Annotated in this window: 25 protein-coding genes and 4 tRNA genes; 17 read left to right on the plus strand and 12 right to left on the minus strand. The window is 44.5% G+C overall.

Annotated elements, in window-relative coordinates; genetic code table 11:
- Nucleotides 1-134 precede the first annotated feature (134 nt).
- Both F0261_RS07610 and bioA read right to left on the minus strand, forming a co-directional pair.
- Nucleotides 135-656: a DUF2937 family protein gene (locus F0261_RS07610; protein WP_014948903.1), complete on the minus strand. Its 522-nt coding sequence runs from the start codon at nucleotides 654-656 to the stop codon at nucleotides 135-137.
- 175 nt (nucleotides 657-831) lie between these two features.
- Nucleotides 832-2157, minus strand: a complete 1326-nt coding sequence (gene bioA / locus F0261_RS07615) for an adenosylmethionine--8-amino-7-oxononanoate transaminase (protein WP_014978794.1) — start codon at nucleotides 2155-2157, stop codon at nucleotides 832-834.
- A 38-nt stretch (nucleotides 2158-2195) separates the two neighbouring features.
- Between bioA and bioB the strand changes: the two genes are divergently transcribed.
- Genes bioB through bioD form a run of 4 tightly spaced genes read left to right on the plus strand, consistent with a single transcriptional unit; the run spans nucleotide 2196 to nucleotide 6551 of the window.
- Complete coding sequence (bioB, locus tag F0261_RS07620) at nucleotides 2196-3320, plus strand: biotin synthase BioB (protein WP_014976059.1); 1125 nt, start codon at nucleotides 2196-2198, stop codon at nucleotides 3318-3320.
- On the plus strand, nucleotides 3320-4681 hold the full coding sequence (locus tag F0261_RS07625; protein WP_171337605.1) for an 8-amino-7-oxononanoate synthase: 1362 nt from the start codon (nucleotides 3320-3322) through the stop codon (nucleotides 4679-4681). Before bioB ends, F0261_RS07625 begins: the two co-directional genes overlap by 1 nt.
- A gap of 2 nt (nucleotides 4682-4683) precedes the next feature.
- On the plus strand, nucleotides 4684-5784 hold the full coding sequence (locus F0261_RS07630) for a methyltransferase (RefSeq protein ID WP_014978796.1): 1101 nt from the start codon (nucleotides 4684-4686) through the stop codon (nucleotides 5782-5784).
- Nucleotides 5781-6551, plus strand: a complete 771-nt coding sequence (bioD, locus tag F0261_RS07635) for a dethiobiotin synthase (RefSeq protein WP_171337606.1) — start codon at nucleotides 5781-5783, stop codon at nucleotides 6549-6551. The genes F0261_RS07630 and bioD overlap by 4 nt, the downstream gene beginning before the upstream one ends.
- Here the strand turns inward: bioD and pepE are convergent.
- Nucleotides 6522-7244 (minus strand): dipeptidase PepE, encoded by a 723-nt coding sequence (pepE, locus tag F0261_RS07640; RefSeq protein WP_014978798.1) that lies wholly within the window; start codon nucleotides 7242-7244, stop codon nucleotides 6522-6524. The two genes, bioD and pepE, sit on opposite strands and share 30 nt — an antisense overlap.
- Before the next feature lie 93 nt (nucleotides 7245-7337).
- On the opposite strand from pepE, the gene F0261_RS07645 reads away from it, so the two are divergent.
- From F0261_RS07645 to F0261_RS07660, 4 genes are all read left to right on the plus strand, one after another.
- The gene (locus F0261_RS07645; RefSeq protein ID WP_014978799.1) at nucleotides 7338-7814 is read left to right on the plus strand and encodes a low molecular weight protein-tyrosine-phosphatase; all 477 of its coding nucleotides are present in this window, start codon (nucleotides 7338-7340) and stop codon (nucleotides 7812-7814) included.
- A 57-nt stretch (nucleotides 7815-7871) separates the two neighbouring features.
- Nucleotides 7872-8849 (plus strand): iron ABC transporter permease, encoded by a 978-nt coding sequence (locus tag F0261_RS07650; protein WP_014978800.1) that lies wholly within the window; start codon nucleotides 7872-7874, stop codon nucleotides 8847-8849.
- Nucleotides 8850-8864: 15 nt separating this feature from the next.
- Nucleotides 8865-9812, plus strand: a complete 948-nt coding sequence (locus F0261_RS07655) for an ABC transporter ATP-binding protein (RefSeq protein WP_014978801.1) — start codon at nucleotides 8865-8867, stop codon at nucleotides 9810-9812.
- 178 nt (nucleotides 9813-9990) lie between these two features.
- Entirely contained in the window at nucleotides 9991-11334 is a 1344-nt protein-coding gene (locus F0261_RS07660) for a class II 3-deoxy-7-phosphoheptulonate synthase (RefSeq protein ID WP_014978802.1), read from the plus strand.
- Nucleotides 11335-11488: 154 nt separating this feature from the next.
- Here F0261_RS07660 and F0261_RS07665 read toward each other — a convergent pair whose 3' ends face one another.
- Nucleotides 11489-11890 (minus strand): hypothetical protein, encoded by a 402-nt coding sequence (locus F0261_RS07665; protein WP_014978803.1) that lies wholly within the window; start codon nucleotides 11888-11890, stop codon nucleotides 11489-11491.
- Nucleotides 11887-12087: a hypothetical protein gene (locus F0261_RS07670; RefSeq protein ID WP_014978804.1), complete on the minus strand. Its 201-nt coding sequence runs from the start codon at nucleotides 12085-12087 to the stop codon at nucleotides 11887-11889. The genes F0261_RS07665 and F0261_RS07670 overlap by 4 nt, the downstream gene beginning before the upstream one ends.
- A 313-nt stretch (nucleotides 12088-12400) precedes the next feature.
- Between F0261_RS07670 and F0261_RS07675 the strand changes: the two genes are divergently transcribed.
- Genes F0261_RS07675 through F0261_RS07690 form a run of 4 tightly spaced genes read left to right on the plus strand, consistent with a single transcriptional unit; the run spans nucleotide 12401 to nucleotide 16116 of the window.
- Entirely contained in the window at nucleotides 12401-13399 is a 999-nt protein-coding gene (locus F0261_RS07675) for a DUF4118 domain-containing protein (RefSeq protein WP_014978805.1), read from the plus strand.
- Nucleotides 13400-13403: 4 nt separating this feature from the next.
- Nucleotides 13404-14099: a response regulator transcription factor gene (locus F0261_RS07680; protein WP_014978806.1), complete on the plus strand. Its 696-nt coding sequence runs from the start codon at nucleotides 13404-13406 to the stop codon at nucleotides 14097-14099.
- Nucleotides 14099-14755 (plus strand): TrkA family potassium uptake protein, encoded by a 657-nt coding sequence (locus tag F0261_RS07685; protein WP_014978807.1) that lies wholly within the window; start codon nucleotides 14099-14101, stop codon nucleotides 14753-14755. Before F0261_RS07680 ends, F0261_RS07685 begins: the two co-directional genes overlap by 1 nt.
- Nucleotides 14752-16116 (plus strand): TrkH family potassium uptake protein, encoded by a 1365-nt coding sequence (locus F0261_RS07690; protein WP_014978808.1) that lies wholly within the window; start codon nucleotides 14752-14754, stop codon nucleotides 16114-16116. Before F0261_RS07685 ends, F0261_RS07690 begins: the two co-directional genes overlap by 4 nt.
- On the opposite strand, the gene F0261_RS07695 is transcribed toward F0261_RS07690, so the two are convergent.
- The 3 genes from F0261_RS07695 to F0261_RS07705 form a co-directional block, all read right to left on the minus strand.
- Nucleotides 16113-16436: a hypothetical protein gene (locus tag F0261_RS07695; protein WP_014978809.1), complete on the minus strand. Its 324-nt coding sequence runs from the start codon at nucleotides 16434-16436 to the stop codon at nucleotides 16113-16115. The two genes, F0261_RS07690 and F0261_RS07695, sit on opposite strands and share 4 nt — an antisense overlap.
- Nucleotides 16437-16501: 65 nt before the next feature.
- Complete coding sequence (locus tag F0261_RS07700; RefSeq protein ID WP_014948919.1) at nucleotides 16502-16717, minus strand: DUF3820 family protein; 216 nt, start codon at nucleotides 16715-16717, stop codon at nucleotides 16502-16504.
- Complete coding sequence (locus F0261_RS07705; protein ID WP_014978810.1) at nucleotides 16718-18538, minus strand: ABC transporter ATP-binding protein/permease; 1821 nt, start codon at nucleotides 18536-18538, stop codon at nucleotides 16718-16720. It lies immediately after the preceding gene.
- Nucleotides 18539-18862: 324 nt separating this feature from the next.
- Between F0261_RS07705 and moaA the strand changes: the two genes are divergently transcribed.
- Both moaA and F0261_RS07715 read left to right on the plus strand, forming a co-directional pair.
- On the plus strand, nucleotides 18863-19831 hold the full coding sequence (gene moaA / locus F0261_RS07710) for a GTP 3',8-cyclase MoaA (RefSeq protein WP_014978812.1): 969 nt from the start codon (nucleotides 18863-18865) through the stop codon (nucleotides 19829-19831).
- A gap of 128 nt (nucleotides 19832-19959) precedes the next feature.
- On the plus strand, nucleotides 19960-20487 hold the full coding sequence (locus F0261_RS07715) for a GNAT family N-acetyltransferase (protein ID WP_014948922.1): 528 nt from the start codon (nucleotides 19960-19962) through the stop codon (nucleotides 20485-20487).
- Nucleotides 20488-20532: 45 nt separating this feature from the next.
- On the opposite strand, the gene F0261_RS07720 is transcribed toward F0261_RS07715, so the two are convergent.
- The 4 genes from F0261_RS07720 to F0261_RS07735 all read right to left on the minus strand — a co-directional run bounded on the left by F0261_RS07720 (nucleotide 20533) and on the right by F0261_RS07735 (nucleotide 23610).
- A complete protein-coding gene (locus F0261_RS07720) occupies nucleotides 20533-22155 on the minus strand; it encodes a response regulator (RefSeq protein WP_014978813.1) in 1623 nt (540 codons plus the stop codon).
- A gap of 244 nt (nucleotides 22156-22399) precedes the next feature.
- A tRNA-Val gene (locus F0261_RS07725) sits at nucleotides 22400-22475 on the minus strand.
- A 124-nt stretch (nucleotides 22476-22599) separates the two neighbouring features.
- Nucleotides 22600-22675, minus strand: a tRNA-Val gene (locus tag F0261_RS07730).
- A 458-nt stretch (nucleotides 22676-23133) separates the two neighbouring features.
- Entirely contained in the window at nucleotides 23134-23610 is a 477-nt protein-coding gene (locus F0261_RS07735; protein ID WP_157187988.1) for a hypothetical protein, read from the minus strand.
- Nucleotides 23611-24026: 416 nt separating this feature from the next.
- Here F0261_RS07735 and gltX point away from each other — a divergent pair, with 416 nt between their 5' ends.
- The 3 genes from gltX (at nucleotide 24027) to F0261_RS07750 (ending at nucleotide 25765) form a co-directional block, all read left to right on the plus strand.
- A complete protein-coding gene (gltX, locus tag F0261_RS07740; RefSeq protein ID WP_014978815.1) occupies nucleotides 24027-25436 on the plus strand; it encodes a glutamate--tRNA ligase in 1410 nt (469 codons plus the stop codon).
- Nucleotides 25437-25521: 85 nt separating this feature from the next.
- A tRNA-Ala gene (locus F0261_RS07745) sits at nucleotides 25522-25597 on the plus strand.
- A gap of 92 nt (nucleotides 25598-25689) precedes the next feature.
- Nucleotides 25690-25765 (plus strand) — tRNA-Glu (locus tag F0261_RS07750).
- Nucleotides 25766-25789: the final 24 nt, after the last annotated feature.

Below are 25789 nucleotides of genomic sequence, written 5' to 3' on the forward strand. Positions count from 1 at the left end.
GCCTTGAAATCTCAGGCCATGAAATATCAAAGCCATGCAGCTCATTAAGATCTAATGTGTTGGTTCAGTGGGACTGGTAGAAGTGGCTTTTTAAAAAAACAATAAACCCCGTATCAACAAGATAAACCCAAATGCTATTTATAAGCGTAGCGCTTGGGTTTATTTTTAATTTTCTTAACCTGACAATAGCAGAAGTGTGGCGTCCAAATTAACAGATTAAGTAAGATAGCGGTAACAAGGCTGAACACAATTGACGAAGGCGTTAGTGGGACAGAGGGGCTGAAATTATCTAACACGCGCTTCAGCGTACCATATTGAGAAGGCGAGGCCATAAACACAAGCTTTTCGAAGTAATGACCGTGCTCTAGCTTCCTCATGCCTTGCTCTAAAGTGGTGATCTGTGCGAAGCGTGTGGCTTTCATCGAGGCATTCTCTCGCACAACTGGCTCACTGTTTTTCTGTAAGCTTTCAAGCATGGCTTCAACCGAAGAAAAACCATGCTGCTTGGCGAGCGCCGACGAACTAGAAACTTCATCTCTCAGTGCATCATAATAACCATTGAGGTATTGACGATAATGATCCGCCAAGATGGGGACTTGAAGTGTAATGATAAACAAAACTGCAAATACAACTTTATCTAAAACACGTACTATCATTCAAATCTCGCTATAAACACTCTGCATTAATGATCTAATTAGTGACCCGCTTTAAAGTTGAATGTTCACTCTATAGCAAAACTAACATCAACCCTCGGGCCATCTGACGTCAACTGGTCGTTCAAAACTCATATTTCACCCAAGAAGGAGATAGTTAGCGTAACAATCTCACACACTATTTCAAGGCGGTGTAAATTGCGTGGGTTAGCTTACTTAACTGCTCGGAAGATATAATGTAAGGAGGCATAATGTATACCAATTTCCCGAATGGCCGTATCCACACGCCATGTTTCACAAAATGGCGTTGAATTTCGGCAACATTGACGGGATTTACCGTCTCGACTACCCCTATAGCACCTAACACCCGTACGTCAGCGACTCGCGGCAAGTCTGCACATATTGCCAATTCGGTTTGTAATTGTTTCTCAATGACAGGAATTTGTTGCTGCCAATGATTTTCGTTAATGAGCGACAGACTAGCATTAGCCACTGCACAGGCTAACGGGTTGCCCATGTATGTGGGGCCGTGCATGAATACGCCGGGCTCCCCTTGGCAAACTCCTAAAGCCACATCTTCGGTACACAATGTTGCGGCAAGGGTCATGTAACCACCGGTGATCGCTTTACCTAAACACATGATGTCAGGTGAAATGCCCGCATGCTCACAAGCGAAGAGCTTACCTGTGCGGCCGAAGCCAGTTGCAATTTCATCGCAAATTAAAAGAACGTCGTAGGTATCGCAAAGCTGTCGGCAGCGCTTTAAGTATTCGGGGTGATAAATACGCATGCCGCCTGCGCCTTGAACAACAGGTTCTAGGATTAGGGCAGCCATAGTATGATGGTGTTTCTCGAAAATCTCTTCAAGCGGAAGAATGTCATCTTCGCTAAACGTTTGGCCAAAGCGAGTTTGAGGGGCGGGCGCAAAAATCTGCTTGCTTAGTACACCCTCAAATAAACTATGCATGCCGTTAACGGGATCGCACACGCTCATTGCGGCAAAGGTGTCGCCATGGTAGCCATTGCGCGGCGCGACAATGCGTGACTTCTCTGAGCGCCCTTGACACGCCCAATACTGAATCGCCATCTTTATCGCAACTTCAACAGACACTGAGCCAGAGTCTGCTAAAAATACACGCTCTAAACCTGCCGGCACCATGTTCAGCAACGATTTACACAAATCTACCGCCGGCTGGTGGGTAATACCGCCAAACATAACGTGAGAAAATGCGTCAATTTGCTTGTGCGCAGCATCGTTGAGCACAGGATGGTTGTAGCCGTGAATAGCTGCCCACCAGCTAGACATGCCATCTACTAGCACTTCACTTGTGGCCAAGGTAAGTTCAGCGCCTTTTGCACCAACTACTTCATAGCAGGGAAGGGGATTAACCGCCGAGGTATAGGGGTGCCAAATGTGTTGTTTATCAAATTCTATATTGTTCACAAAATAACCATTGGTAAAGGTTTTAAATTGGTCAGAGTTGACAACTCGATATTGGGGCATAGACTAAGCCAGCAATAATAATTAGTAAAGGACAGTCAATGACGCTGGCTAGTGCGCCTTCTGCGCAAACGACAACTATTCGAAACGATTGGACCAAAGCCGAAGTCGAAGCTTTGTTTGCCATGCCATTTAACGATTTACTGTTTAATGCCCAAGTGGTGCATAGACAGCATTTTAATCCGAATGAAGTGCAGGTCAGCACGCTTTTGTCGATTAAAACCGGTGCTTGCCCTGAAGACTGTAAGTACTGCCCGCAAAGTGCTCGGTATGATACGGGCCTTGAAAAAGAACGATTACTGGAAATTGAAAAAGTCATCCAGCGTGCGAAAGAAGCAAAGCAAGTGGGCTCAACCCGTTTTTGTATGGGGGCTGCTTGGCGAAATCCACGCGACAGAGACATGCCTTACATTTTAAAAATGGTTGAAGAGGTGAAAAGCTTAGGCTTAGAAACCTGTATGACGTTGGGTATGTTAACCCGCGATCAAGCTGTGGCCTTAAAGCAAGCGGGCCTTGATTATTATAATCACAACCTTGATACCTCTCCGGAATACTACGGCGATATTATCACGACCCGTACTTACCAAGACCGATTGAATACGTTAGAGAACGTGCGTGCTGCAGGTATGAATGTTTGCTCTGGGGGAATTGTTGGCATGGGAGAAACGGTGAGCGATCGCGCTAGTATGTTAGTACAATTAGCAAACCTTCCTGAGCAGCCTCAAAGTGTACCTATTAACATGTTGGTTAAAGTAAAAGGTACGCCACTCGATAGTGTAGAAGACTTGGACTATTTTGAGTTTATCCGCACTATTGCCGTTGCTCGTATTATGATGCCTAAGTCACATGTGCGCTTGTCGGCAGGCCGCGAAGCAATGAACGAACAAATGCAGGCGCTTTGTTTTATGGCAGGCGCGAACTCTATTTTCTATGGCTGCAAGCTGTTAACCACGTCAAATCCAGATACCCATGAAGATGTAATGCTGTTCAAAAAGCTTGGTATTAATACTGAGCGTACAAGGGATTACTCAGACGAAGCACATCAACAAGTGTTAGAAGAAGAAATTGCCCAGCAACAAGAACAAGCCGACGACAGTAACGACTTGTTTATTGATGCAACCAAGCCTAAGGTAGCGCCAAAGAAACAGCATTTAACGGAGGCGTAATGGCCTTTCACTGGTTAGACGATTCGCTGAGCGCGCGTGCCGAGCAAGGCTTGCTGCGCCAGCGCCACTGCCAACAATACGAAAAAGACAGCATTATTTGTATTAACGGTGAGCACTACCTTAATTTTTCAAGCAATGACTACCTAGGCATGCGCCAGCATGAGGGTGTATTGCAAAGTTGGGTTGAGGGGCTAGCGCAATTTGGAGGTGGCAGTGGTGCATCGCCTTTGGTAACTGGGCACACACAGGCTCATTTGGCGCTAGAAGCCTACATTGCCGATGGGTTAAACCGAGAAGCTGCGCTGTTGTTTAACTCTGGCTTTGCCGCCAATCAGGCACTGTGCATGGCACTTTTTCCTCAAATGTCTCACCCTAATAAAAGCGCGACTGCGGGTCATATTATTGCCGACAAGCTCATGCACGCTTCGTTTTTAGAGGGTGCGCAATGTGTATCTGATAGCGCCAAGCTTCGCCGTTTCAAGCATAACGATCTAAGTCATTTAGAGAGCCTGCTATCGAGCGTTTGTCAAAGTCAGGTGCCCGATGCGGTTGGTAATTCTGATGCAAACCAGCAAGACGTTCTGATTGCCAGTGAAGGTGTGTTTAGTATGGACGGTGACGTAGCGCCTTGCGAAGGTATCGCTGAACTGGCCGCTAAATATAATGCATGGTTCATGTTAGACGATGCACACGGTATGGGTGTATTGGGTGAAAACGGCTTTGGCACAGCAGAAGCACTAAACTTAAGCCAGCAACAAGCGCCTATTGTTATGGGAACATTTGGCAAAGCAGTGGGCACGGCCGGCGCCTTTATTGCGGGAAGCCAAACCCTAATTGATTATCTGGTGAATTTTTCTAAACATTATGTGTATTCCACTGCGATGCCGCCAGCACAAGCGGTCGCGACGTTGTACTCTCTCACTCATATCGCCAGTGATACTGCCCGCCGTGAGACGCTACAAACCAATATCACCTATTTCAGAGAGTCGTTTCAAAAACGTTTTGGACAGACACTCAATTCAAGCGAGAAAGACAAAGCACTGATTGAAATCACTTTGGGGCAATCGCAAAGCGCGATTCAGCCTATTATCGTTGGTAGCCCAGAACGTGCAATTGCACTAAGTGACGGGCTAAAACAGCGCGGCATTTGGGCAACGGCTATCAGGCAGCCTACTGTACCGAAAAACCAAGACAGGCTGCGCATAACGCTTACGTCAAATCATACATCACAAGATATTGACGTATTGCTTGATGCGCTAGAACTTTCACTTAATAACTTTCTGTTAAGTGAGACTTCAGTAGAAAAAGAATCAGACAGCGCTGTGAATACTCCTGACTCTGTAAGTAAAAAAGAGATGTAACGATGTCACTAAGTCCCGCGATAAAAGCTGCTATGTCGGCAGAATCGAGAAGTCTCTTCGACGGTAAGCTGTCGTGTGACGCGGCGCAGGCGGCTTTTAAGGCAAACGGGGCTTTTTCGTCCGAGACATCTTTTGATTCTGAGAGAGCGACTAACGCTAAAGGGACTCTCACAGTTAACACTGCTTACCCTTCTGATTGCTCTTCCAAAGCTGCGGCACATTTGAATGCTGAGGAAAACGCTAAGACTGAGAGCTATATTACAGCTGAAGGCTATGTTACAGCTGAAGGCTCTATAACAACTAAAGGCGCTGCAAAAGCTGAACGCGATGATACTGCTTCAGCAATTAACGAGCAGGACGTTGCTCATCGTTTTTCAAAAGCGGCTGCGCAGTACAACAGTATTGCGGGTGTTCAGCGCATTATTGCCAAGCAGGCATTAGCGAACTTACCGATAGACCTACAGGGTACGGCTCTTGATATCGGCTGTGGTACTGGCATTCATACCCAAACGCTTGCAAATAAAGGTGCAGCTGCAACTGGCGTAGACATTGCCGAGGGCATGTTGGCGCAGGCCAGAAAAATGTACTCTGACCCCATTTTCGTAGAAGGTAGTGCTGTTGATTTACCTTTCTCTGATAACCAATTTTCAACCGTATTTTCATCTATGGCGCTTCAGTGGGTTAGTGATACTGGGCTTGTTGCTAATGAGATAGCGCGAGTACTTAAAAAAAGTGGTATTGCCGAGCTGGCGATTATGGTGGCGGGTTCATTTAGTGAGCTTAAAACGGCGCGCAAAGTAGCGCAGCTTCCACAGGCCGAAACCTATATGCCAACAACCGCACAATGGGTAAATGGCTTCAAGCAATCAGGCCTCTCTTTGCAACGGGTGATTACTAAGGACTATGTCGATACACACGGCGATATTATGTCGCTACTGCGCTCTGTGAAGGGGGTTGGGGCAGGTGAAACCGGTCAAAGACAACCGCAGCTTACCCGTCGAGATATTAAAAAATTAGCCATGGCTTACAACAATATGAGCGGTGTAGAAAGTAAGTTACCGCTTACCTACCGCGTAAGTCATTTTAGATTGGAAAAACGATGAAGCAGTATTTCATTGCCGGTACCGACACCGAAGTAGGTAAAACCTATGTGACCTGCCAACTACTACAAGCTGCGCAAAAATCCTCGTTAAGCGCCATCGGCTACAAGCCTATTGCAGCCGGATGCGAACAGATAAACGGCGAGTGGGTTAACGAAGATGCGCTAAATATTCAGAAAGCGTGCTCCAAAATACGCGCAAACAAAGCCATTAAAATTACAGACAATAACGAGCTAAAAAGCGCAAATGAAAACAACGAAGAAAGTGGGCAGACACTTCCTTTGCATCAAATAAACCCAATTGCACTAAAGCCGGCTATTGCACCACATATTGCTGCCCTTGAAGAAGGTGTTGCGTTAACGTTTGACGAGATTGCAAAAGGGCTTGACGCACTGCACGCCTATCAACCAGATCTTCTGTTAATGGAAGGTGCAGGTGGGTGGCGTTTACCGCTAACGGTAGGTGATGAGTATACGCCCACTTACTATCTTTCTGATGTCGTGAAAACACTCAAAATGGATGTGATTTTAGTTGTAGGCATGCGTTTGGGGTGCTTAAATCATGCGCTATTAACCGCAGAAGCAATTCGTGCAGATGGACTTACCATTAAAGGATGGGTTGCGAACGACATCACAGGTAACATGACGCGATACCAAGAAAATCTTCATTCTCTTAAAGCCATGTTACCCGAGTCGCTACTGGCAGAAATTCCCTACCAGGTAGCGCCTAGCGATGAGGCGCTATTCGCCGCTATCAAGCAAATAAGTTAAATCATCACCTGAATGAATTGGCGTTTTTTCTTCACCTAGAAAGATAAAGCCGTCTTTTTCACCCACTAGGGTAAGTTGATTATGAGTAAGGCGCAGCGCTGTGCCCTCGCGAATAGCAACTACTGGCGTGGTTGGATTAAGCGTGGTGAATTCTGCCAAACGTTGGTCGCGGGTTTCGCCATTGTGGCCCGGCGGCTGATAATCGGTGTAATGCGGGTTTAACTGAAACGGCACGATATCTAGTGCATCAAAACTCGGCGGCTCGATAATGGGCATGTCGTTAGTGGTTCTAATTGATTGACCACAAATATTCGAACCTGCACTCCAGCCAATATAAGGCGTGCAATCGGCGATGGCGTGCTTTATTGGCACAATAAGCGCGTTTGCATAAAGGGTAGAAAGCAGGTGAAAGGTGTTTCCACCGCCTACAACAATGGCTTGGCCGTTTTTCTTTGCGTTATTTACAGCGGCAACCGGATCTTCAACGGAATGTAGCCCGGTAACCTTGCACTCTGGCAGTGCGGTAGCAACGGCGTCTACATAGCTGTCGTACGTTTGAGTGACGGCGGCATAAGGAACAAATAGAAGGTCGCGAATTTCGCCTAAGTGTGCAAAAATAAGCGCTCTAGCGTGCTCTAAGTAAGCCTCGTCGCCTTGACGTGAGCTACTTAGCATAAGTACATGTGCGGTCATACTAACTCCACAATTTTTCTGACGGCGTATCATACGTGAAACTAGGCATAAAGTTTAGTCGCGCTCCGTCACTGCGTTGAAATAGGATTTTGAATGAAACAATCTATATCGGTGTTGTTCGTGTGTTTGGGTAATATTTGTCGTTCTCCAACCGCAGAAGCCGTGTTCAAACACAAGGCTGCACAAGCCGGATTAAATATTGAAATTGACTCAGCGGGAACCCACGGCTATCACATTGGTAACCCGCCCGATAAGCGTTCGCAAGCCGCAGGCGTGGAACGAGGCTACAGTTTCAAAGGGCTAAAATGCCGACGTGTGGATGAAAGCGACTTTGAACGATTTGATTTCATTCTTGCCATGGATAACAGCAACCTAGCTAATTTGCACGGTATGTCGCCAAGCCAATATCACGATAAAATTAAGCTGTTTCTTGATTTTGCAAATGTAGACGATAAGGAAGTACCTGACCCATATTATGGTGGCAAGCGCGGCTTTGAGCTGGTGTTAGATCTTATCGAAGAAGCGTCGGACGGTTTGATTACGCATATTAAGCAAACCCAACAACAATAAATGTAAGTCATATTGATACACCATCTCGAGAGCCCCCGTTGAGAACCCATATTGACAATGACAGGAACTAAACGCACCGCCGTCACTTTGGTTGTAATAACAGTACTTTTGTCACTCGTCATAGGTGTGGTAGGTATTGTTAGCGTGACAGGGCTGTCTGATATGGCGGCTGAACTAAAACAGCATATTATTGTTCAGCTTCAAATACCGCTTATTCTTACTGCGTGTTTAGTAGGGGCGGCACTGTCTACAAGTGGCGCTACCTTGCAGGTAGTGCTGCGAAATCCTTTGGCAGACCCAGGGATTATTGGCATTACGAGTGGCGCAAGCTTGGTTGCTGCGCTTTTGCTACTGCTAACCCCACAATGGGCTACAGCGTACCTACACTATTTGCTGCCTTTGGGATGTTTTATTGGTGCGTTGTTATCTACATTTATTATCTACCGCTTAGCAAGAAAACTATTGGGCTCCTCTACGGCAGTTATTCTTGCAGGCATTGCCATCTCTACCCTTAGCGGCGCCGTTATAGCGTGGCTTTACATGTTCAGTGACGCTAATGCTCTTCGCAATCTTACTTTCTGGTTAATGGGCAGCTTGTATCAAACTAATTGGTTAATTTTGTCAGTAGGCGGCCCGTTAATCGCTGTTGCTGTCGCATTACAGCTTTATTTCGCTGGCGATTTAAACAAGCTCTATGCCGGTGAACTTGCAGCAAAAAGTAGCGGTGTGGATGTGGAAAAACTTACTGAACGATCACTCATTGCCTGCGCTATTGCTGTAGGTACTGCGGTGTCTATGGCAGGCTCTATTGCTTTTGTTGGCTTGTTAGTACCGCACATCTTACGTTTGATCATCGGGCATAATAATCGCTATTTGTTGCCGTTAAGTGCATTGAGTGGTGCAAGTCTGCTGATGCTGGTTGCGTTAAGCTCTGAAATGACCCGTGCCATTACGCTTCCGGTGTCTATGGTAACAGCTACGTTAGGCGGTCCATTATTAATTTGGGCATTAGCTAAAGGTCAAATAAAAGGGTAGTGGAGGGGAAATGAAATGACGACACACAATTTTAGAACCAAGCAACGCCCTGATTCTGGCATTAATGAACAAATAGATGAACGAATAGATGCTAGTGAGCAAGACGCCATAATTACTAACCCTAAGCAAAACGTTAGCGTTAAAGATGACGTTGCTGATAGCAATAGCCCAGCGAATAGCCATAACCTAGCAGATAGTCATACCGTTTTAAGCTTACAGAATGTAAAAGTAGCATCGCGACTCTCGGTGGAAGGTTTACGTGCAAAAAAAGGCGAGTGCGTTCACATTATAGGGCCAAATGGGGCAGGGAAATCAACACTATTGCTTACTCTTGCGGGCCTTATTGACGCTGATGAGGGCACCGTCATGCTGCTAGGTAAACCAATGAACGATTGGTCGCTGGCAACCCTTGCCAGTGTGCGCACCTTTTTAGCACAACAAAGCGAAAGTGGTTTTCATTTGTCGGTAAAGGAGTACCTAAGCTTTTATGCACCAGCACAGGAAGATTTACTCATTCCATCTGTTTTGGAAAAAGCCCTTGAAGTCTCGGGTTTCTTAAACAAAATTCTCACTCAACTTTCTGGCGGTGAGCGTCAGCGAGTAGAAATTTGTCGTTCGCTTTTGCAAATATGGCCGCAGTTAGAGCGTGGAGAGGGTGTAGCGTTTTTAGATGAGCCATTGCAAGGGCTTGATATAAGGCATCAATATGCGCTGGCTAGTTTAGTAAAATTCCTTTGTAATAAAGGTAACACCATACTAATGACGTCTCACGATATCGCGCTTAGTGCCAACTATTGTGATAGTTTATGGCTTATGCAAAAAGGTTGCATGGTGGCGTTCGGCAAGTCACATGAGGTGGCCACGCAAACAAACTTAGAATGTGTGTTTGAATGCCATTTTGCTATAAGCAAGCACGATAACTTTCTAGAAATTCAAGTTTGCGCACCTATTTCCCTAGAATAAATGTGGTAAAGTGCCCCCAGCATTTTTTTAGATTCACATTTTCACATTAGACTGATTAGAAAAAAGCGCTACAGACGCACTGTTAAGCGCGTTACAGTCTTTTTATTCGAAGCATCTAGCTTCAATAAATATTTTCAGTAAAACGTTTGCCCTACGTTTTTTATTCAGGAGAACACCGTTGAGTAATTGGCAAGTAGACAGTTGGAGAAATAAACCTATTCTTCAGCAACCAGAGTACGACGACAAAGTACGTTTAAAAGAAGTAGAGCAAACATTAAGTTCTTATCCACCGCTTGTATTTGCTGCTGAAGCCCGTGAGCTTAGACGCCAGCTAGGTGAAGTCAGCTTGGGTAAAGGCTTTCTTTTACAAGGCGGCGACTGTGCTGAGTCGTTTGACGAATTTAATGCGCCTAAAATTCGCGATACCTTTAAAGTTATTCTTCAAATGGCCATTGTGCTTACCTTTGCTGGTCGTTGTCCGGTAACCAAGGTTGCCCGTATGGCAGGCCAGTACGCCAAGCCGCGCTCATCAGATTTCGAAACCCGCGATGGCGTGACCTTGCCAAGCTATCGTGGTGATATCATCAACAACTTCGAATTTACCGAAGCGGCCCGTCGACCAGATCCTGACCGTTTGTTGGAAGCCTACCATCGCAGTGCGTCAACACTGAATTTACTTCGCGCGTTCGCACAAGGTGGTTTGGCCGACCTTCACGAAGTTAACCGCTGGAACATGGCGTTCGTTGAAAACAATCCGCTTAAAGAGCGTTATTCTGATATGGCCAACCGTATTCAAGACACCCTTGAGTTTATGGATGTTATTGGTATTAACGCACAAACCAGTTCTACTCTGCACGAGACCTCACTGTTCACGTCGCACGAAGCATTGCTGTTGAACTATGAGCAGGCGCTAACACGTATTGATACCCTTACCGGTAAGCCTTACGATTGTTCGGCTCACATGGTGTGGATTGGCGAGCGTACCCGTCAACTTGACCATGCGCACGTTGAGTTTTTCCGTGGCATTCACAATCCAATTGGTGTGAAAGTGGGGCCAAGCATGCAAGAAGACGAGCTTATTCGTTTAATTGATGCGCTTAACCCGCTAAACGACCCAGGACGCCTGACCCTGATTACGCGCATGGGCGCCGATAACCTGGCAGATAACTTGCCGCGCTTATTGCGTAAAGTTAAAGCTGAAGGCAGACACGTTGTGTGGAGTTCTGACCCGATGCATGGCAACACGTTCTCGGCATCTAGCGGCTATAAAACCCGTAACTTCGATGCAATTTTGAAAGAAATTAAGCAGTTCTTCCAAGCTCACGAAGCAGAAGGTACTCACGCAGGTGGTATTCACCTTGAAATGACCGGTCAGCACGTAACGGAGTGTACTGGCGGTGCTTATGAAATTAGCGATGAAGACTTAGCGCAAGCCTACAAAACGCAATGCGATCCACGCTTAAATGCAGACCAAGTACTTGAAATGGCATTCTTGGTGGCTGATCATTTGCGTAATGCGTAATGCGTAATGCGTAATGCGTAATGCGTAATGCGTAATGCTCAAAGTAGCCATTATCGCATTGGCAATTTAGAAAAACGGCATCATTGAGATGCCGTTTTTTCGTTTTATACAAAAGCCAGTTGTTAGAGCTTACACTCTTCAAAATATTTACTCTTTAAGCTCTTGATGTGATTTTTCTCTCAACAGTAATGGCTAACAGCATAAACTGATAGCCGAACACCGAAAACAAAACATCAAAGCTATCAAATGTTCGCTCTTCCATCCCAAGCTGCATAAGCTCATATCCTATAACGCCTAATGCGCAAAAGAGCGCGGTAAGTTTTTTATTGCCATTCGTTACAGCGAAAGCAAAAGAACAGGTTATGGGAACCGCCAAAAAGTTGGGTGCAGCGTTGAGTATCAAACTACCATTATTAGTTCTCAGCTCCATCGTATGTAGATAGGTAAAGTAGCTACATAGTGCGAGACCGCCATAATAAACAACATTAAAAAGCCATTTACCAATCGCTTTGGACTTTACATAATGGCCAAAAAAAGAAACGAGCACGTTTGTCACGACTTACCAAGTATACGTCTGTTCCAATAGTTTATGCTCGACCTCGCTGAGGCGATACTGTTTTCAATATAATTGTCGATCCCTTGCTTCCCACCTATGCTGTCATACACGTACGAACCTAATACTCCAAACCCCACACCAATTAGGTAGTTCCCACCGCTTACTTGCTTTACTTCATGGTTAGTTAGTTCTTTCATTGTTACATTCCTTATATATTGCTTTGTTTGGTTGAGTTTCCAAGCAACGTTACATATCGTCGCAAGTGAAACTTATCAGTGGGGAAGGGGAAATTCTCCTGTATCCAGGGCTAGTTTTTATTATCTGTACAACTGATAGAAGCCGCAGGTTGTCTTAATAGAATGGGAAGGCATTTAGTTGTTAAGCTTCTGAATAAAGGGGGCTAGGTTCATCAGTTCTCTCGTTAGTTCATTAGACTTTTACCTAAATTTTACGCGTATATTTGAGGTTAGGTTGATATGCTTATTGTGTTGAAGTAAACACGATTGATCTATGACCCAATTTAAATACGGTTTCTATACGCTTTTTATTATGGCTGCGGCTATTTTAGGGTGTTTAGCACTTAGTAACTGGTTACTGCCGCTTGGCGGTATTCTGCTCATTCTACAGCTTGCGTGTGCCATTGTGGCGTTAACGACCTCAAGGTTTTACGGCTTGCTTGCAGGGGTAGCCGGAGCACTGAGCTTTAATTATTTTTTCACCGAGCCTTTGCACTCATTTCAAATTGCAGAAGTTGAAGACAGCATAAATTTTGTCGTTTTCATCATTGTAGCCATCCTCATTAGCGAGCTTGCTGTCTACGTCAATTCTCAGCAACATGCACTACAGGTTGTTAAAACACAATCTAGTGTCCTGCGATCTGTTTCCCACGATTTGCGTACGCCGCTCTCTACCATTATCGGTTCTGTTGAAACCTATATGACATATCAAGACAAGCTTGATGACATTGAGAGACAGGCACTGTTAAAAGGGGTTCACGATGAAGGTAAACGCCTTTATGGTTACGTTGAGAACCTGCTTCAAGCCACACGAATTGAGCATAACGCGTTAGCGCTAAATTTAACCCATGTAAACCTGAATGCCTTTTTAGCTAACCTTGAAAGTCGTATTAACAGTGGTCGACTAAAAGTGATCAACAACAGTAACAGTCACGGTATAACTGTGTCTGAATCACTGTTTGAACAAGCTTTATTTAACGTAATTGATAATGCCCTTAAATTCAGCGATGACAGTGTATTGCTGATGGTTAGCCACTCTGATGGAGAGTTTAAGTTTCAAATAGCTGATAAAGGCGAAGGGATCAGCGATGAACAGCTACAAGCGCCAATACAGCTTTTTCAAACCAGTCGTCGCAGCGATAGTGGAAAAGGCGGCATTGGCTTAGGGCTATGCGTAGCAGCAGGCATAGTTCACGCCCATGGTGGTGCTATCAAGCTGTCGAATACCACACCAGGCCTTTTCGTCAGTATTACAATTCCAAAAAGGGATTAGCGCAATGAGCCACACCATTCTACTTGTTGAAGATGATGCGAATATTCGTCAGATGCTGAGCATTGCGCTAGGTGCAGAAGGCTACCTTTGTGTTGAAGCTGCTTCGGTTCGAGAAGCCTTGTCATTGTTTAATCAGCACCGTCCTGACCTTGTCATACTCGATTTAGGGTTACCTGATGGTGAGGGGAGTGAAGTACTTAAACGCATTAGAGAATCCAGTCGCCTGCCAGTGCTCGTATTGTCTGCAAGAGATCAGGAGTTAGACAAGGTCGACCTGTTGTCCCGGGGTGCCAATGACTATGTTAGCAAGCCTTTTGGGATCAGAGAGCTTGTCACCCGAGTGAAAGTACTGCTTAGAGACTTCAATCCTGTGGTTGAGCCCACAACGCTAACACGACAGATTGGCAAGATAGCATTGGATATTACCGAGCGACGGCTGCTCGTTGAAGGCGAAGTTATCGCGCTGGCCCCAAAAGAAGTTCAGCTTCTTGACGAGCTTACAAAACAGCCTAGGGCGTTTATTAGTCAGCAGGAATTGTTGAGAAGAATATGGGGGCTACATCACAGTGAAGACACCCACTACATCCGCGTTCTTGTAAGACAGCTTAGAAAGAAGATAGATCCGTTCGAGAAAGATTTAATAGAGACAATGCCTAAACAAGGCTACCGAATAGCGGTTGATAAACCGGAGGCTAATTAATGTCGCACTTTAGTGTAATTGGGCTTGGCAAGTTTGGCTTAACGGCCAGTTTAGAGTTAATTCATATGGGACACACCGTTACAGGAATTGACCAAAGTGAAAAGCTGGTTGAACAGTATGCAGGTGAGTTTACACAGTGCGTTGTGTGTGATGCCAGTGATGAGCGTGCACTCAAGGAATTAAACTTGTGTCAGAGCGAAGCCGTGCTTGTTGCTATTGGCGAGGATATGCAAGCTAGCTTACTGTGTACGTTAGCACTAAAAAACTTGGGCGTAGCCAATATTTGGGTGAAAGCTAATAGCTCTGCTCACCACGCTATTTTATCCAAGCTGGGTGTGTCGAAAATTATTCATCCTGAAGAAGAGATGGGAGCAAGAGTGGCGCAAGCGCTTAACTACCCAATGGTGAATGACTACTTGGGTATAGGGCACGGCGTTTATATCGTTGATGTCATTTTGTCTGATCACTTTTCTTCACAGCGCTTAAAAGACGTGCTGTCCGTCGGTAAGGGGCAAGTCTCTTGTTTGTTAGTTAAGCGAGGTCACCAGCTATATCATAATCCATCGTTAGACTTTGAAGTCACTTCGAAAGATACCGTTATTCTCTGCGGCCATAGAGAGAACCTTGTTAAAATAGCGCCTAGGCTAGCACAATGAACAGATGGGATCCTGGCTATAGACCGATAGAGCGCTCGCCTAAAGGTATTAATAAAATTCAGGTAGGACCGCCTCTTATTCTCTCTCTAAGCTTTGTTGCGGTGATCTTCTTAGGCACTGTTATCCTAAAATTACCAATGATGACTCATGAGCCCATCTCGTGGATCCAAAGCCTATTTACTTCCACATCGGCGGTGACAGTAACGGGTCTTGTGGTAGTCGATACCGGATCTGTTTTTACAACTGCTGGACAAGCGGTGATTGCGGTTTTAATTCAGCTGGGGGGCTTAGGGTTGATGACGTTTGCCATCGTCACGCTCATTGCCTTAGGAAGTAAAATAAGTTTCTTGCAGCAATCGGCAGTGAAGGAGGCGTTTAATCAAACAGATTTATCAACGCTTGTGTCTACAGCAAAGTCGGTACTGATTTTTGCCTTCTTCGTTGAGTTAGTGGGTTTTTGTATTCTGTCGGCCTACTGGATGCAGGAAAAAGGAGTAAGTGAAGCGTTATTTCACGCGTTTTTTTACACCATCTCTGCGTTCAACAACGCAGGGTTTGCACTAAGTGGTGATAGTCTTTCCGCCTATGTGGGAGACCCGGTTATCAACATCACTATTTCTGCATTATTTATTATTGGTGGTCTCGGGTTTTCCGTTTGGATAGAGCTTCATAAAAAGCGCAGATGGCAACGCATCTCTGTGTATGCTAAGACAATGATATTGGGTACGCTAATTGTCAATGTAACCGCCTTTTTGCTTATCTTTGTTATTGAAAGTGATAATCCTGCAACCTTGGCGAACCTCGATACTCAAAGCGCATTATGGGCATCATGGTTTCAAGCCGTTACTCCAAGAACAGCCGGCTTTAATACGCTGGATATCGCGTCGTTAGAAGATCCAACAACAGCATTAATGTTGTTGCTAATGTTTATCGGCGGGGGGTCAATGAGTACCGCAAGCGGTATAAAACTGATGACTTTCATCGTTTTGATCATTGCCGCATACAACTATATTCAGCGGGGAGCTGCGCCACGACTCTTTGGCAGAACAATTTCAAATGACACTATCAGCAAAGCGCTAGCGCTTACGATGATTTCCATAGGTATTACGTGGATAGCTATTTTTCTTTTATTAATGTCAGAAAAAGCTGACTTTTTGGATATCGTTTTCGAAGCGGTTTCTGCTCTTGGGACCGTGGGTCTTTCCAGAGGGTTAACTGGCGAGCTGTCAAACAGTGGTGAGTGGATCATTATCTTACTGATGTACGCGGGTAGATTAGGGCCTTTAACATTGGCTTATTTTATTGCCAGCCCTCGAATAAGCCGCATTAAATACCCAGAAGCTAAGCTAGCAATTGGTTAACCTGCAAAAATAGCGGCTCGTTCATCTTCACTTAAAATACCGACGAAGATGGTTTCTCTTCTTAAGTTGGCTGTGCGCTCGTCGTCAGCCAAAAGAAGCGCCTTAAATATGTCTGGTTGATGGCGAGCCTCAATTATTCCTTTCCAAAGGAGGTAGCTTCCATAGCGCATCATTTTGTTGTGATAACGGGTTTCTAATGTTTTTTCGACTTCTTCGAATAGTTCTGGTTGCAACATCATTTTGTCGGCAATGGCATTATGTATTTTTTTGATGCGTTTGTTTACGTCACTTCGACGTTGCTTTCTGGGTCTTGCTAACATAAATCATCGTGTGGTTAGTGTTTACTCATTTTGCCACTAGGGGACGCTGAGTCCCCTTGTGATTGCTAGTCGTCATTTAATAGCGGTTCTACAACAGACTCTAAGCCGTTTAGCTTAATTTCATACATTAAAGCGAGCTGTTCACCAAGCTTGTTTTCTGGAAAGCCTTGCTTGTGAAACCAGACCAAATAGGGTTCAGGTAAATGAAATAGGCGTCTTCCAGCGTATTTGCCAAAGGGCATCACTTGGTTAATAGCGGCTTTGATAAGCGTTGGGTCCATTCACTGATTACCTTTTGTCTTGGGATTTTCGTTGAGGTCTTCATCTTCACGTTGTTGTGCTTGCCATAGTGCTGCGTATTCACCAGCTTGATCAAGCAAATAAGTGTGTGTCCCTTCCTCTACAATGGTACCGTTTTTAAGTACAAGGATCTTGTCGGCATCAACAATTGTGGACAGTCTATGGGCGATGACTAAGCTGGTGTGTCCCTTAGCAGCGTCGCGAAGGGCCGCTAATATCGCACGTTCTGACGTGCTGTCTAACGAGCTGGTGGCTTCATCAAAAATCATGATTGGCGCACCTTTAAGTAAGGCCCTTGCGATAGAAACGCGCTGCTTTTCGCCACCAGAAAGTTTTAGGCCTCGCTCACCTACCGTTGTGTCTAGCTTTTCAGGTAGGCTTTCTACAAATGCTTCAAGATGCGCGAGTTTGATAACTTGTTTAATGTCTTCATCGCTGGCGTCAGGGTTACCGTAGCGAATGTTCTCCAGCAAGGTAGTGTTAAACAGCACCGTATCCTGAGGGACAATACCGATATGTGAACGCAGACTTTGTTGCGTAACCGATGCGATGTCTTTTCCATTTATCGTGATGTCGCCCTGTTGAGGCTCATAAAACCGAAAGAGTAGTTTCATCAGCGTTGATTTTCCCGCGCCGCTTTCACCTACCACCGCTACTTTTGAGCCTGGCGGTACATCAAAGCTTAAGCCGTTAAGTATCTGTCGATTATCAGTGTATGCAAAATGAACATTGTTAAATCGCAGTGCGGGGTTCGTACAGGTTAATTCTGTAGCGTCGAGGGCATCTTTTATGGCCGGAGTTTGGGCGAGAAGGTCAAACAACTTATCGATATTCGCAAGGCTCCCTCGAATTTCACGGTACACAAACCCCAAGAAATTTAACGGCATAAAAATTTGCATGGTAAACGCGTTTATCAAAACAAAGTCACCTATGGTCATCTCGCCATTCATGACGCCAAAGGCGGCGTTTGCCATCATAGATGTCATGGCGATAGCGATAATGGCAGCTTGGCCGCCGTTCAATGCAAATAGCGACAAGCGGTTTTTTCTTCGTGCCTTTTCCCATGCAGCTAAATCCGTGTCGTAGCGATTGGCTTCAAAGGATTCGTTGTTAAAGTATTTAACGGTTTCAAAATTTAGCAGGCTGTCTACCGCCCGGGAATTGGTGGTCGAGTCTGCTTCATTCATCTGAGTAACAAAGCGAGTGCGCCAATCCGTGGCTTTCATCGAAAAGCCAATGTAAGCCACCACGCTAACTACAATAATTAACGCGAAAGATACGCCAAACTGAAACAAGAGTAAGCCTACAACAAGAGTGATCTCTAATAGGGTAGGAACAATATTAAACACCATAAAACGCATGAGGAAGCTTACGCCGTTGGTACCGCGCTCTATATCTCGTGACAATCCGCCTGTGCGTCGATTTAAATGAAAGCCCAAGTCTAAGTTGTGCAAATGTTTGAAGACTTTTAGTCCAAGGCGGCGCATGGCACGCTCTGTAACCCGTCCAAATAGCGTGTCGCGTACTTCGCCGAGCAAAACATTCAGTAAACGCAGTGTTCCGTAGGCAACGATAAGGCTGATAGGTACCGCTAATGCAAGCGTGGTTAGGTCGCCATTTAAGCTATCGACAGTGTATTTCAATACATAGGGTAGGCCGATACTGGCAAGTTTTGCTGCTACTAGGCACAGTAGAGCAAGAAATACACGGTGCTTGAACTCTAGGAGATAAGGCCAAAGCTGTGAGAGAACGTGCCATTTAACAGGTTCGTCGACATTGGTAGGAAAACGGTTTTTTCTCATTTTATAGTGTGCTTTATTATTGTGTTTACAGTGTTAGGAACGCGCTGATTCAAAAAATCGCTTTTCGTAAACGATGTAATAGATATTGAGCTAACCTGCTCGTGTAAGGCGATTTTCGCTTTTTGAAATACGTTTTGAAATAGGCTAGAGATTAAAATGGTCTTATTTATAGCGATGAATGTGTTTAATTTTGGTTTCACCGCGCGTACACTAGAGGTAGTTTAATTTAGTTACCTTGTTATTTACTCAATGTTTTACTGGCTTTTGTTAGATTGAGAAAGCCGTGAATTGAATGACTAAGCAGCACAGGATTAAGGAGTTAGTTTGTTAGAAGATAGTTTCGGTAGACAGTTTCATTATTTACGTTTGTCAGTGACCGAAGCGTGCAACTTTCGTTGTCAGTACTGTTTGCCAGACGGATATGAAGGCCCGACGAGTGATCAGTTTATGACGCTAAACGAAATTGATACCTTGCTCAAAGCGTTCGCTAAGCTAGGTACGTCGAAAGTGCGCCTAACAGGCGGCGAACCAACGCTGCGAAGAGACTTTCTTGATATTTTACAGCTAACAAGTAATACGCCTGGTATCGAACGTGTAGCGATGACAACACACGGAGCGCGAATGGAAAAGTTTGCGCATCAGTGGAAAGAAGCAGGGTTACACCAAGTAAATGTAAGTATCGACAGTTTAGATCCCCGTCAGTTTGCCGCTATAACAGGACAAGACAAGCTTAAAGCTGTACTTCGAGGGTTAGACGCAGCGATTGATGCCGGCTTAGACGTGAAAGTGAACTCTGTCTTACTCAACGATTTTTCAGATAGCCGTCTACATAGGTTTCTTGCTTGGCTAAAAGATATGCCAGTAACGCTCCGGTTTATAGAATTAATGGAGACAGGCGACTTAAACCAGTTTTTCAGTAAGCAACATCAAAGTGGTACGCCGCTAAAAAGTACGTTGTTAGACATGGGCTGGCAGCCCTTGTTGCGTAGAAAAGATGCGGGGCCAGCGCAAGAGTTTTACCACCCTGACTATGCCGGTAAAATTGGCTTAATCATGCCTTACAGCAAAGATTTTTGTAAAACTTGTAATCGACTACGTGTTTCTGCCCCAGGAAAGCTACACCTATGCTTGTTTAGTGAAAATGGGATAGACATGAGACATCTTCTTGCCACTGGTAATGTGGATGAAGTGGTCGCTTTTTTACAAGATGTGCTGGGTCAAAAACACGAAACACACTATTTGCATGAAGGTAAAACAGGGGCAACCAAGCACCTTGCCATGCTGGGAGGCTAGTTAATTGGCTCTACGTTAAAGGAAAATGTAGGGCAAAAAAAATACATCGAATAAGTTTGGTTTGTTGTAAAAATGAGCTATATTCAGCGGTGTAAGTATATTAAAAATAATAACGATAAAGGAAGTATATGCATATCAAGGACAGTGCGCGTCTTTCCTACCATTATATCACCGAACAAGACGCAGACTTTTTATGGGAGCTCGACCAAGATGAGCTTGTCATGAAATATATCAACGGTGGCAAGAAGTCTTCTAAGGAAGATATTCGGGAAATCTTTGTTCCTCGTTTCCAAGCCTATTCCAATCCAGCTCTAGGGTGGGGACTGTGGCGCGTGGAAACTCTAGTCGAAAAGGAAAGCATTGGTTGGATTTTGGTTCGACCCTTTGGCTTTTTTACTCAACACCCCGAAAGTGACAATATGGAACTAGGGTGGCGTTTTAAGCGCCATACGTGGGGCAAGGGCTACGCAACAGAGGCTGCGGAGTCTGTTAAAGAAGCGCTGTATGATATAGGTGTTGAAAAATTCTCTGCTATTGCTAACCCGCAAAATAGTGCGTCTATCAATATTATGAAAAAGCTAGGAATGACGTTTAGTCACGAGCTTGAGTATAAAGACAAACTCTATCACGAAACAGTAGTCGTTTACTCTAATTAAGTAAGCGTATTGGTATAAGAAGGGCGAGGGGAATAACTGACGTTATCATTCGCTCTTTAGAATGGCTTTCACGTTCTCGTAGCGAGAATATTGGTCTTCTGACAAAGCTGCCGACTCGAGTGTTTCTCTACATTTTTTGATGGCCGAAAGGGTGTCGGGAAGCATAGGCGCGTTAGCTTTTCGGGCCCTTACTATTGCTTGAAGGTAGTTAAGCGCAATAGAGGGATTTTTAGGCATGACGCGGAACGCTTGAGCAAATGTTGTGTAAGACTGCTCTAAATTACCCCGTTTATACTGTGCAACGGCGGTGTTGTTAAGTATTTTAGGGCTTAGCGTAATCGCTTCTTTTTCTTCTTTCTCTTGTTTTAAATAGGTGGCCAAGAGGTTTAATTCATCGTTCTCCTCATCCTGCCTTGAGGAAATAGCGTCTAAAATCGCAAGGGACTCTTTCTTCATTCCTACTTCATGAAGGGCTTTGGCTCTATCAAGCAAGGCTTCTGTGGAGTGGTGTTGGGCATGATCTGTGTGAAAATCTGACAACAGCATTTGTGCTTTCACTGTGTCGTCTTTCAAATAATGAAGGCGCGCGTCAATCACCGTCAGCTCATCGTTTAAGGCTGCTTTCGGGTGAGCCTTTTTCAACTGTCGCAAATACTCATTAGTTTGTTTAACTATGCTGTTTACGTGTTCGGGCTCAGATGTCATAGCAAAATCAACACCCGCTCTTGCGGCAGTTAAATAAATATCTGGCTTGTCATGGATAGAGTCTTTCGCGTAGCGGACCACCTTTTTAGCGCTGTTAAACTGACTTTCGTAATCATGGGTGATCCGCGCCAAATTTATCGCTAACTTGTGCCTAGCAATGTTTTGAGGTGAGATATTGCACGCCAGCGATGTACACTCCAGCGCGTCGTCAAAAGCTGACTGCTTAATTTGTAGTTTGGCGAGTAAGTCATAGGCCTCAAGCGCAGAGTCAGGTCGCATTGCTAACTGGATAACTTCTCTTTCGGCATCGTCCAATTCATTGAGTGCCAACAGACTCTTCGCGATCCCCATTTTTGCCCAGCTAAAATCTTGAACGTTGATTATCGATTCAAAGAAGGCTACGGCTTCTTGAAACCTTTCTGTGATAATCAACAAATCGCCTTTAATCTTCATCGCTAGCGGAAAGTGTTCGGCTTGCTCAGGCTGCAATAAAAAGAACTCAACTTCAGCCAGGGCTTTTTCGTAGTCCTTTTTATCCATGAATGAATAGATATTCTTTAGTGCTTTTTTCCTTGATAAAACTCTGGAAAGTCGCCTGTCTAACTCGTTAACCGAAAAAGGCTTAGCGATAAACTCATCCGGCTGTAACTCTATGATGGCGTGGACGACTTCTGCTGAGGTATCTGCACTGGTGAAGATGAATGCGCTGGTAAGGGGGAGTGATTGAGTTTCGTTTAGTTGCTCAAGTAAAAAATAACCGCCTTGTTCAGAGCGCAAATTATAAGAGCAGATAATGGCGTCATAATCATGTTCTTGCAGTGCCGAAAGGGCATGAGAGGGCCTATCAACATAGTTCATGTTCTTGAAACCTAACTGCTCAAGTGCATAGTGCATATGGCTTTTCGCCAGCACCTGGTCTTCAGCAATTAACAACTTAGTATTTCTAGCTAAGTGTAGTTTCATCAATTAGTAGCCTCTGAAACATGAGAACCCTTATTTTTCTTACCATATCACGGTAAGTACACCTTAAGTATAGTTCTTTATGGAGACTATCGCATAATGGAAGCTGCTCGTAGCTGAACTTCAGTACTGGTTATTGATAATGATTGCTGGATTTGGTGTAGGAGTAGCCAAAGTGCTTTAACGTGACAACGACTAAGACAGAGTTAGATTGTTGTGTTTCTAAAGGTTGATATATTGAGAGGGATGGTGGACGCTACTGGGCTTGAACCAGTGACCCTCGCCTTGTAAGGGCGATGCTCTCCCAACTGAGCTAAGCGTCCATATTTTTGTTTTCACTGTTTAACCACGTTGAACCAGTGACCCTCGCCTTGTAAGGGCGATGCTCTCCCAACTGAGCTAAGCGTCCATATTTTTTGATTTCACTGTTTAACCACGGTGAAGAAGTGGTGGACGCTACTGGGCTTGAACCAGTGACCCTCGCCTTGTAAGGGCGATGCTCTCCCAACTGAGCTAAGCGTCCATATTTCTTTAAAGCTTGCCTAAGCAAGTGGGGCGGTATTATAGAGTCGGTTCCGTTAGTGTCAACAATAAAATTAAAGAAAAATGACTGTGTGCCCGAATTTTAGACACTCTGGCTGCATCTTAACTAAATTGATGAAAAGAACAGCGTTTTTAATCGCGTTTTGAATTCAGCGATAGACAAAAACTGCAGTGTGGGTTTTTTCGAATCGGTTGGAAATGGACAGACACTTGCTTCTTCCTTAGATTTTAGTGGACAGACACTTATTCAGCTCGGCCAAAAAAAGTGAACGCGGAAGTATGATGTTTTAATGCACAGACACATAAACCAACCTAATAGAGAGCTTTAATTAAAGAGACAGCTCTTTTTGGACAGCCACTTTCTTAATAAGGAGAGTATTTACCTCTACTGTTACGTATGTGTGTAGTAATTACCACATTTTGATGTCATTGTTACTCTTATGACCCAGTGTAGGTTAAATACCAGTTATTTGATAAGTGGATATCATACGTTACTGTATTATCTCCAGACTTTAATGATTCTGTAGCGTTCTTCTTCACGCCATGAATTGTCTTATCATAGGTTGTGGGGTGGCGAACATTAAGTCTGTATTTATAGCTATAGCCGCTACCAGCAAAGCCTAAAACATCTCTAACCAAAGTAATTGTACAAATCTGATTTTCCGGTTTCACGACTATTTGAACTACATTCATTTTATTCAGCAAGCGAGCCAATCCACCGTTTTCCAGGTTACCCGGTGTAGCTCTTAATGTAGGGATTTTCTCAACATCTTGGCAAACAACATCTTCGATTTTTTCAAATACTAAAGTGTTGTCATAAAACTCATTAATGTACTTTTCCTCTAAGTCGGGAGGAGGAAGTAAAAGAAAAATAAAAACTATCAATAAAACAACTAATAAAATAAGTTTCTTCACATTTTGTCCTTGGTCCAAGAACCTCAACATTGTGAGGATCTTTATACCATTCATTGATAACTAAAACAGCTGTTACAAACTCTACTCAACCCAACAAAACTCGAGAGGAAAGGGGACAGACACTTAAACTAACTTAATGGAGCACTTCTATTAAAGAGACAGCTCTTTTTGGACAGTCACTTTCTTATTGAAGAAAGTGTCTACCCTATAGTTACTCAAAAAATTGATTATAGATTTATCTAAGTGTGTGCCCATTTCAGCGAGTATGGATATCGAAGGAATAAGCTTGAAGGTAAGTGACTGTCCACTTTCTTCACCTCTTTTACATTCTTCTATTCTTATCTTACTTTTGAAGTCGCGCGGACACTGGTAGAATGCGCCCAACTTTAGAAATACATTAACAATAGAGAGTGACCATGTCGGTTGTTACACGATTTGCACCCAGCCCAACAGGCTATCTTCACGTTGGCGGCGCACGAACTGCGCTTTATTCTTGGCTTCTTGCTAAAAGCAAAGGCGGCGAGTTTGTTCTTCGTATTGAAGATACAGATATCGAGCGTTCAACTGAAGAAGCAAAGCAGGCCATTCTAGACGGAATGCAATGGTTAGGTTTAACGTGGGATACGGGTCCAATCTATCAGACTGAGCGTTTCGATAGATATAAAGAACTTATTCAGCAGCTTTTGGATGGAGGTAAAGCGTATAAATGCTTTATGAGCTCTGAAGAGTTAGATGCGATTCGTGAAGCGCAAAAAGAACGTGGTGAGAAGCCTCGCTACCCTGGTACGTGGAGAGACAGAACGGATCACCCAGAAGGTCAGCCTTTTGTTATCCGCTTCAAAAACCCTCTAGAAGGCAAAGTGGTAATTAATGATCACGTGCGTGGAAAAATCGAGATTAGCAATACTGAGTTAGACGATCTTATTATTCAGCGCTCTGACGGTACCCCTACATATAACTTCTGTGTAGTTGTTGATGATTGGGATATGGGTATTACTCACGTAGTTCGTGGTGAAGACCATATTAATAACACGCCACGTCAAATCAATATTCTTGAAGCGCTTGGTGCACCTGTTCCAGAATATGCTCACGTTTCTATGATTTTGGGTGATGACGGCAAGAAGTTATCTAAGCGTCATGGCGCAGTAAGCGTGATACAATATCGCGATGATGGTTTCCTACCGCAAGCTGTGCTTAATTACCTTGTTAGGTTGGGGTGGTCTCACGGCGACCAAGAAATTTTCTCTGTTGATGAAATGATTGAGAAATTCAGCTTAGATGCCATTGGGCAATCTGCATCGGCATTTAACACAGAAAAGCTAATCTGGTTGAATCAACACTACATTAAGACATTACCAGCAAGTGAAGTTGCGTCACACGCTAAATGGCACTTTGAAGAGTTGAATGTTGATTTAACGACAGGCCCAGCGCTTGAATCTATAATTGCTATTCAGGCCGATAGAGTAAAAACGCTAAAAGAGTTAGCTGAGATTTCTACGTACTTTTATCAAGACTATGAAGATTTTGATGCGAACGCAGCAAAAAAACACCTTCGTCCAGTCGCTCGCGGCCCATTAGAGCTTGCTAAAGATAAATTAATGGCAATTGAAGAGTGGAACCCAGAAAATATTCAGGCTGCTATAAATAGTACAGCCGAAGAATTGGAAGTGGGCATGGGGAAAGTAGGTATGCCGCTGCGTGTAGCTGTGACAGGTGGTGGTAATTCACCGTCGTTAGATATCACGTTGAATCTTATCTCAAAAGAGAAAATTGGCGAGAGAATCGACAAAGCGCTTACTTTTATAGCAAACAGAGAAAATTCATAAAAAAAGCGTTGACATGACAGGGGGGGATGCCTAGAATGCGCCCCGCTGTCACGGAACAGTCACACAAAATGACTGGTACCATGATGGGGCCATAGCTCAGCTGGGAGAGCGCCTGCATGGCATGCAGGAGGTCGGCGGTTCGATCCCGCCTGGCTCCACCAAGTCACATCGAGATGTGGTTTGATATAGGCTGAAGTTGTTAACGCAGCTTCGGACTGAAGATTCGAAAACTTAGTTTCGAAGAAAGAATTCAGTCCCCTTCGTCTAGAGGCCTAGGACACCGCCCTTTCACGGCGGTAACAGGGGTTCGAATCCCCTAGGGGACGCCATTTTATCGCGTCACAGTCGATTAA

It is taken from the genome of Alteromonas sp. 07-89-2, from assembly GCF_013113925.1.
Classification (GTDB): domain Bacteria; phylum Pseudomonadota; class Gammaproteobacteria; order Enterobacterales; family Alteromonadaceae; genus Alteromonas; species Alteromonas macleodii.

What these genes read in the sequence shown, in the direction of transcription:
- F0261_RS07700 (WP_014948919.1), bottom strand. Translation starts at nt 16,717, where the DNA reads ATGGACCCAACGCTTATCAAAGCCGCTATTAACCAAGTGATGCCCTTT.
- bioB (WP_014976059.1), top strand. Translation starts at nt 2,196, where the DNA reads ATGACGCTGGCTAGTGCGCCTTCTGCGCAAACGACAACTATTCGAAAC.
- bioA (WP_014978794.1), bottom strand. Translation starts at nt 2,157, where the DNA reads ATGCCCCAATATCGAGTTGTCAACTCTGACCAATTTAAAACCTTTACC.
- F0261_RS07695 (WP_014978809.1), bottom strand. Translation starts at nt 16,436, where the DNA reads ATGTTAGCAAGACCCAGAAAGCAACGTCGAAGTGACGTAAACAAACGC.
- F0261_RS07650 (WP_014978800.1), top strand. Translation starts at nt 7,872, where the DNA reads ATGACAGGAACTAAACGCACCGCCGTCACTTTGGTTGTAATAACAGTA.
- F0261_RS07670 (WP_014978804.1), bottom strand. Translation starts at nt 12,087, where the DNA reads ATGAAAGAACTAACTAACCATGAAGTAAAGCAAGTAAGCGGTGGGAAC.
- F0261_RS07610 (WP_014948903.1), bottom strand. Translation starts at nt 656, where the DNA reads ATGATAGTACGTGTTTTAGATAAAGTTGTATTTGCAGTTTTGTTTATC.
- gltX (WP_014978815.1), top strand. Translation starts at nt 24,027, where the DNA reads ATGTCGGTTGTTACACGATTTGCACCCAGCCCAACAGGCTATCTTCAC.
- F0261_RS07630 (WP_014978796.1), top strand. Translation starts at nt 4,684, where the DNA reads ATGTCACTAAGTCCCGCGATAAAAGCTGCTATGTCGGCAGAATCGAGA.
- pepE (WP_014978798.1), bottom strand. Translation starts at nt 7,244, where the DNA reads ATGACCGCACATGTACTTATGCTAAGTAGCTCACGTCAAGGCGACGAG.
- F0261_RS07685 (WP_014978807.1), top strand. Translation starts at nt 14,099, where the DNA reads ATGTCGCACTTTAGTGTAATTGGGCTTGGCAAGTTTGGCTTAACGGCC.
- F0261_RS07690 (WP_014978808.1), top strand. Translation starts at nt 14,752, where the DNA reads ATGAACAGATGGGATCCTGGCTATAGACCGATAGAGCGCTCGCCTAAA.
- bioD (WP_171337606.1), top strand. Translation starts at nt 5,781, where the DNA reads ATGAAGCAGTATTTCATTGCCGGTACCGACACCGAAGTAGGTAAAACC.
- F0261_RS07625 (WP_171337605.1), top strand. Translation starts at nt 3,320, where the DNA reads ATGGCCTTTCACTGGTTAGACGATTCGCTGAGCGCGCGTGCCGAGCAA.
- F0261_RS07705 (WP_014978810.1), bottom strand. Translation starts at nt 18,538, where the DNA reads ATGAGAAAAAACCGTTTTCCTACCAATGTCGACGAACCTGTTAAATGG.
- F0261_RS07720 (WP_014978813.1), bottom strand. Translation starts at nt 22,155, where the DNA reads ATGAAACTACACTTAGCTAGAAATACTAAGTTGTTAATTGCTGAAGAC.
- F0261_RS07655 (WP_014978801.1), top strand. Translation starts at nt 8,865, where the DNA reads ATGACGACACACAATTTTAGAACCAAGCAACGCCCTGATTCTGGCATT.
- F0261_RS07645 (WP_014978799.1), top strand. Translation starts at nt 7,338, where the DNA reads ATGAAACAATCTATATCGGTGTTGTTCGTGTGTTTGGGTAATATTTGT.
- F0261_RS07680 (WP_014978806.1), top strand. Translation starts at nt 13,404, where the DNA reads ATGAGCCACACCATTCTACTTGTTGAAGATGATGCGAATATTCGTCAG.
- F0261_RS07715 (WP_014948922.1), top strand. Translation starts at nt 19,960, where the DNA reads ATGCATATCAAGGACAGTGCGCGTCTTTCCTACCATTATATCACCGAA.
- F0261_RS07675 (WP_014978805.1), top strand. Translation starts at nt 12,401, where the DNA reads ATGACCCAATTTAAATACGGTTTCTATACGCTTTTTATTATGGCTGCG.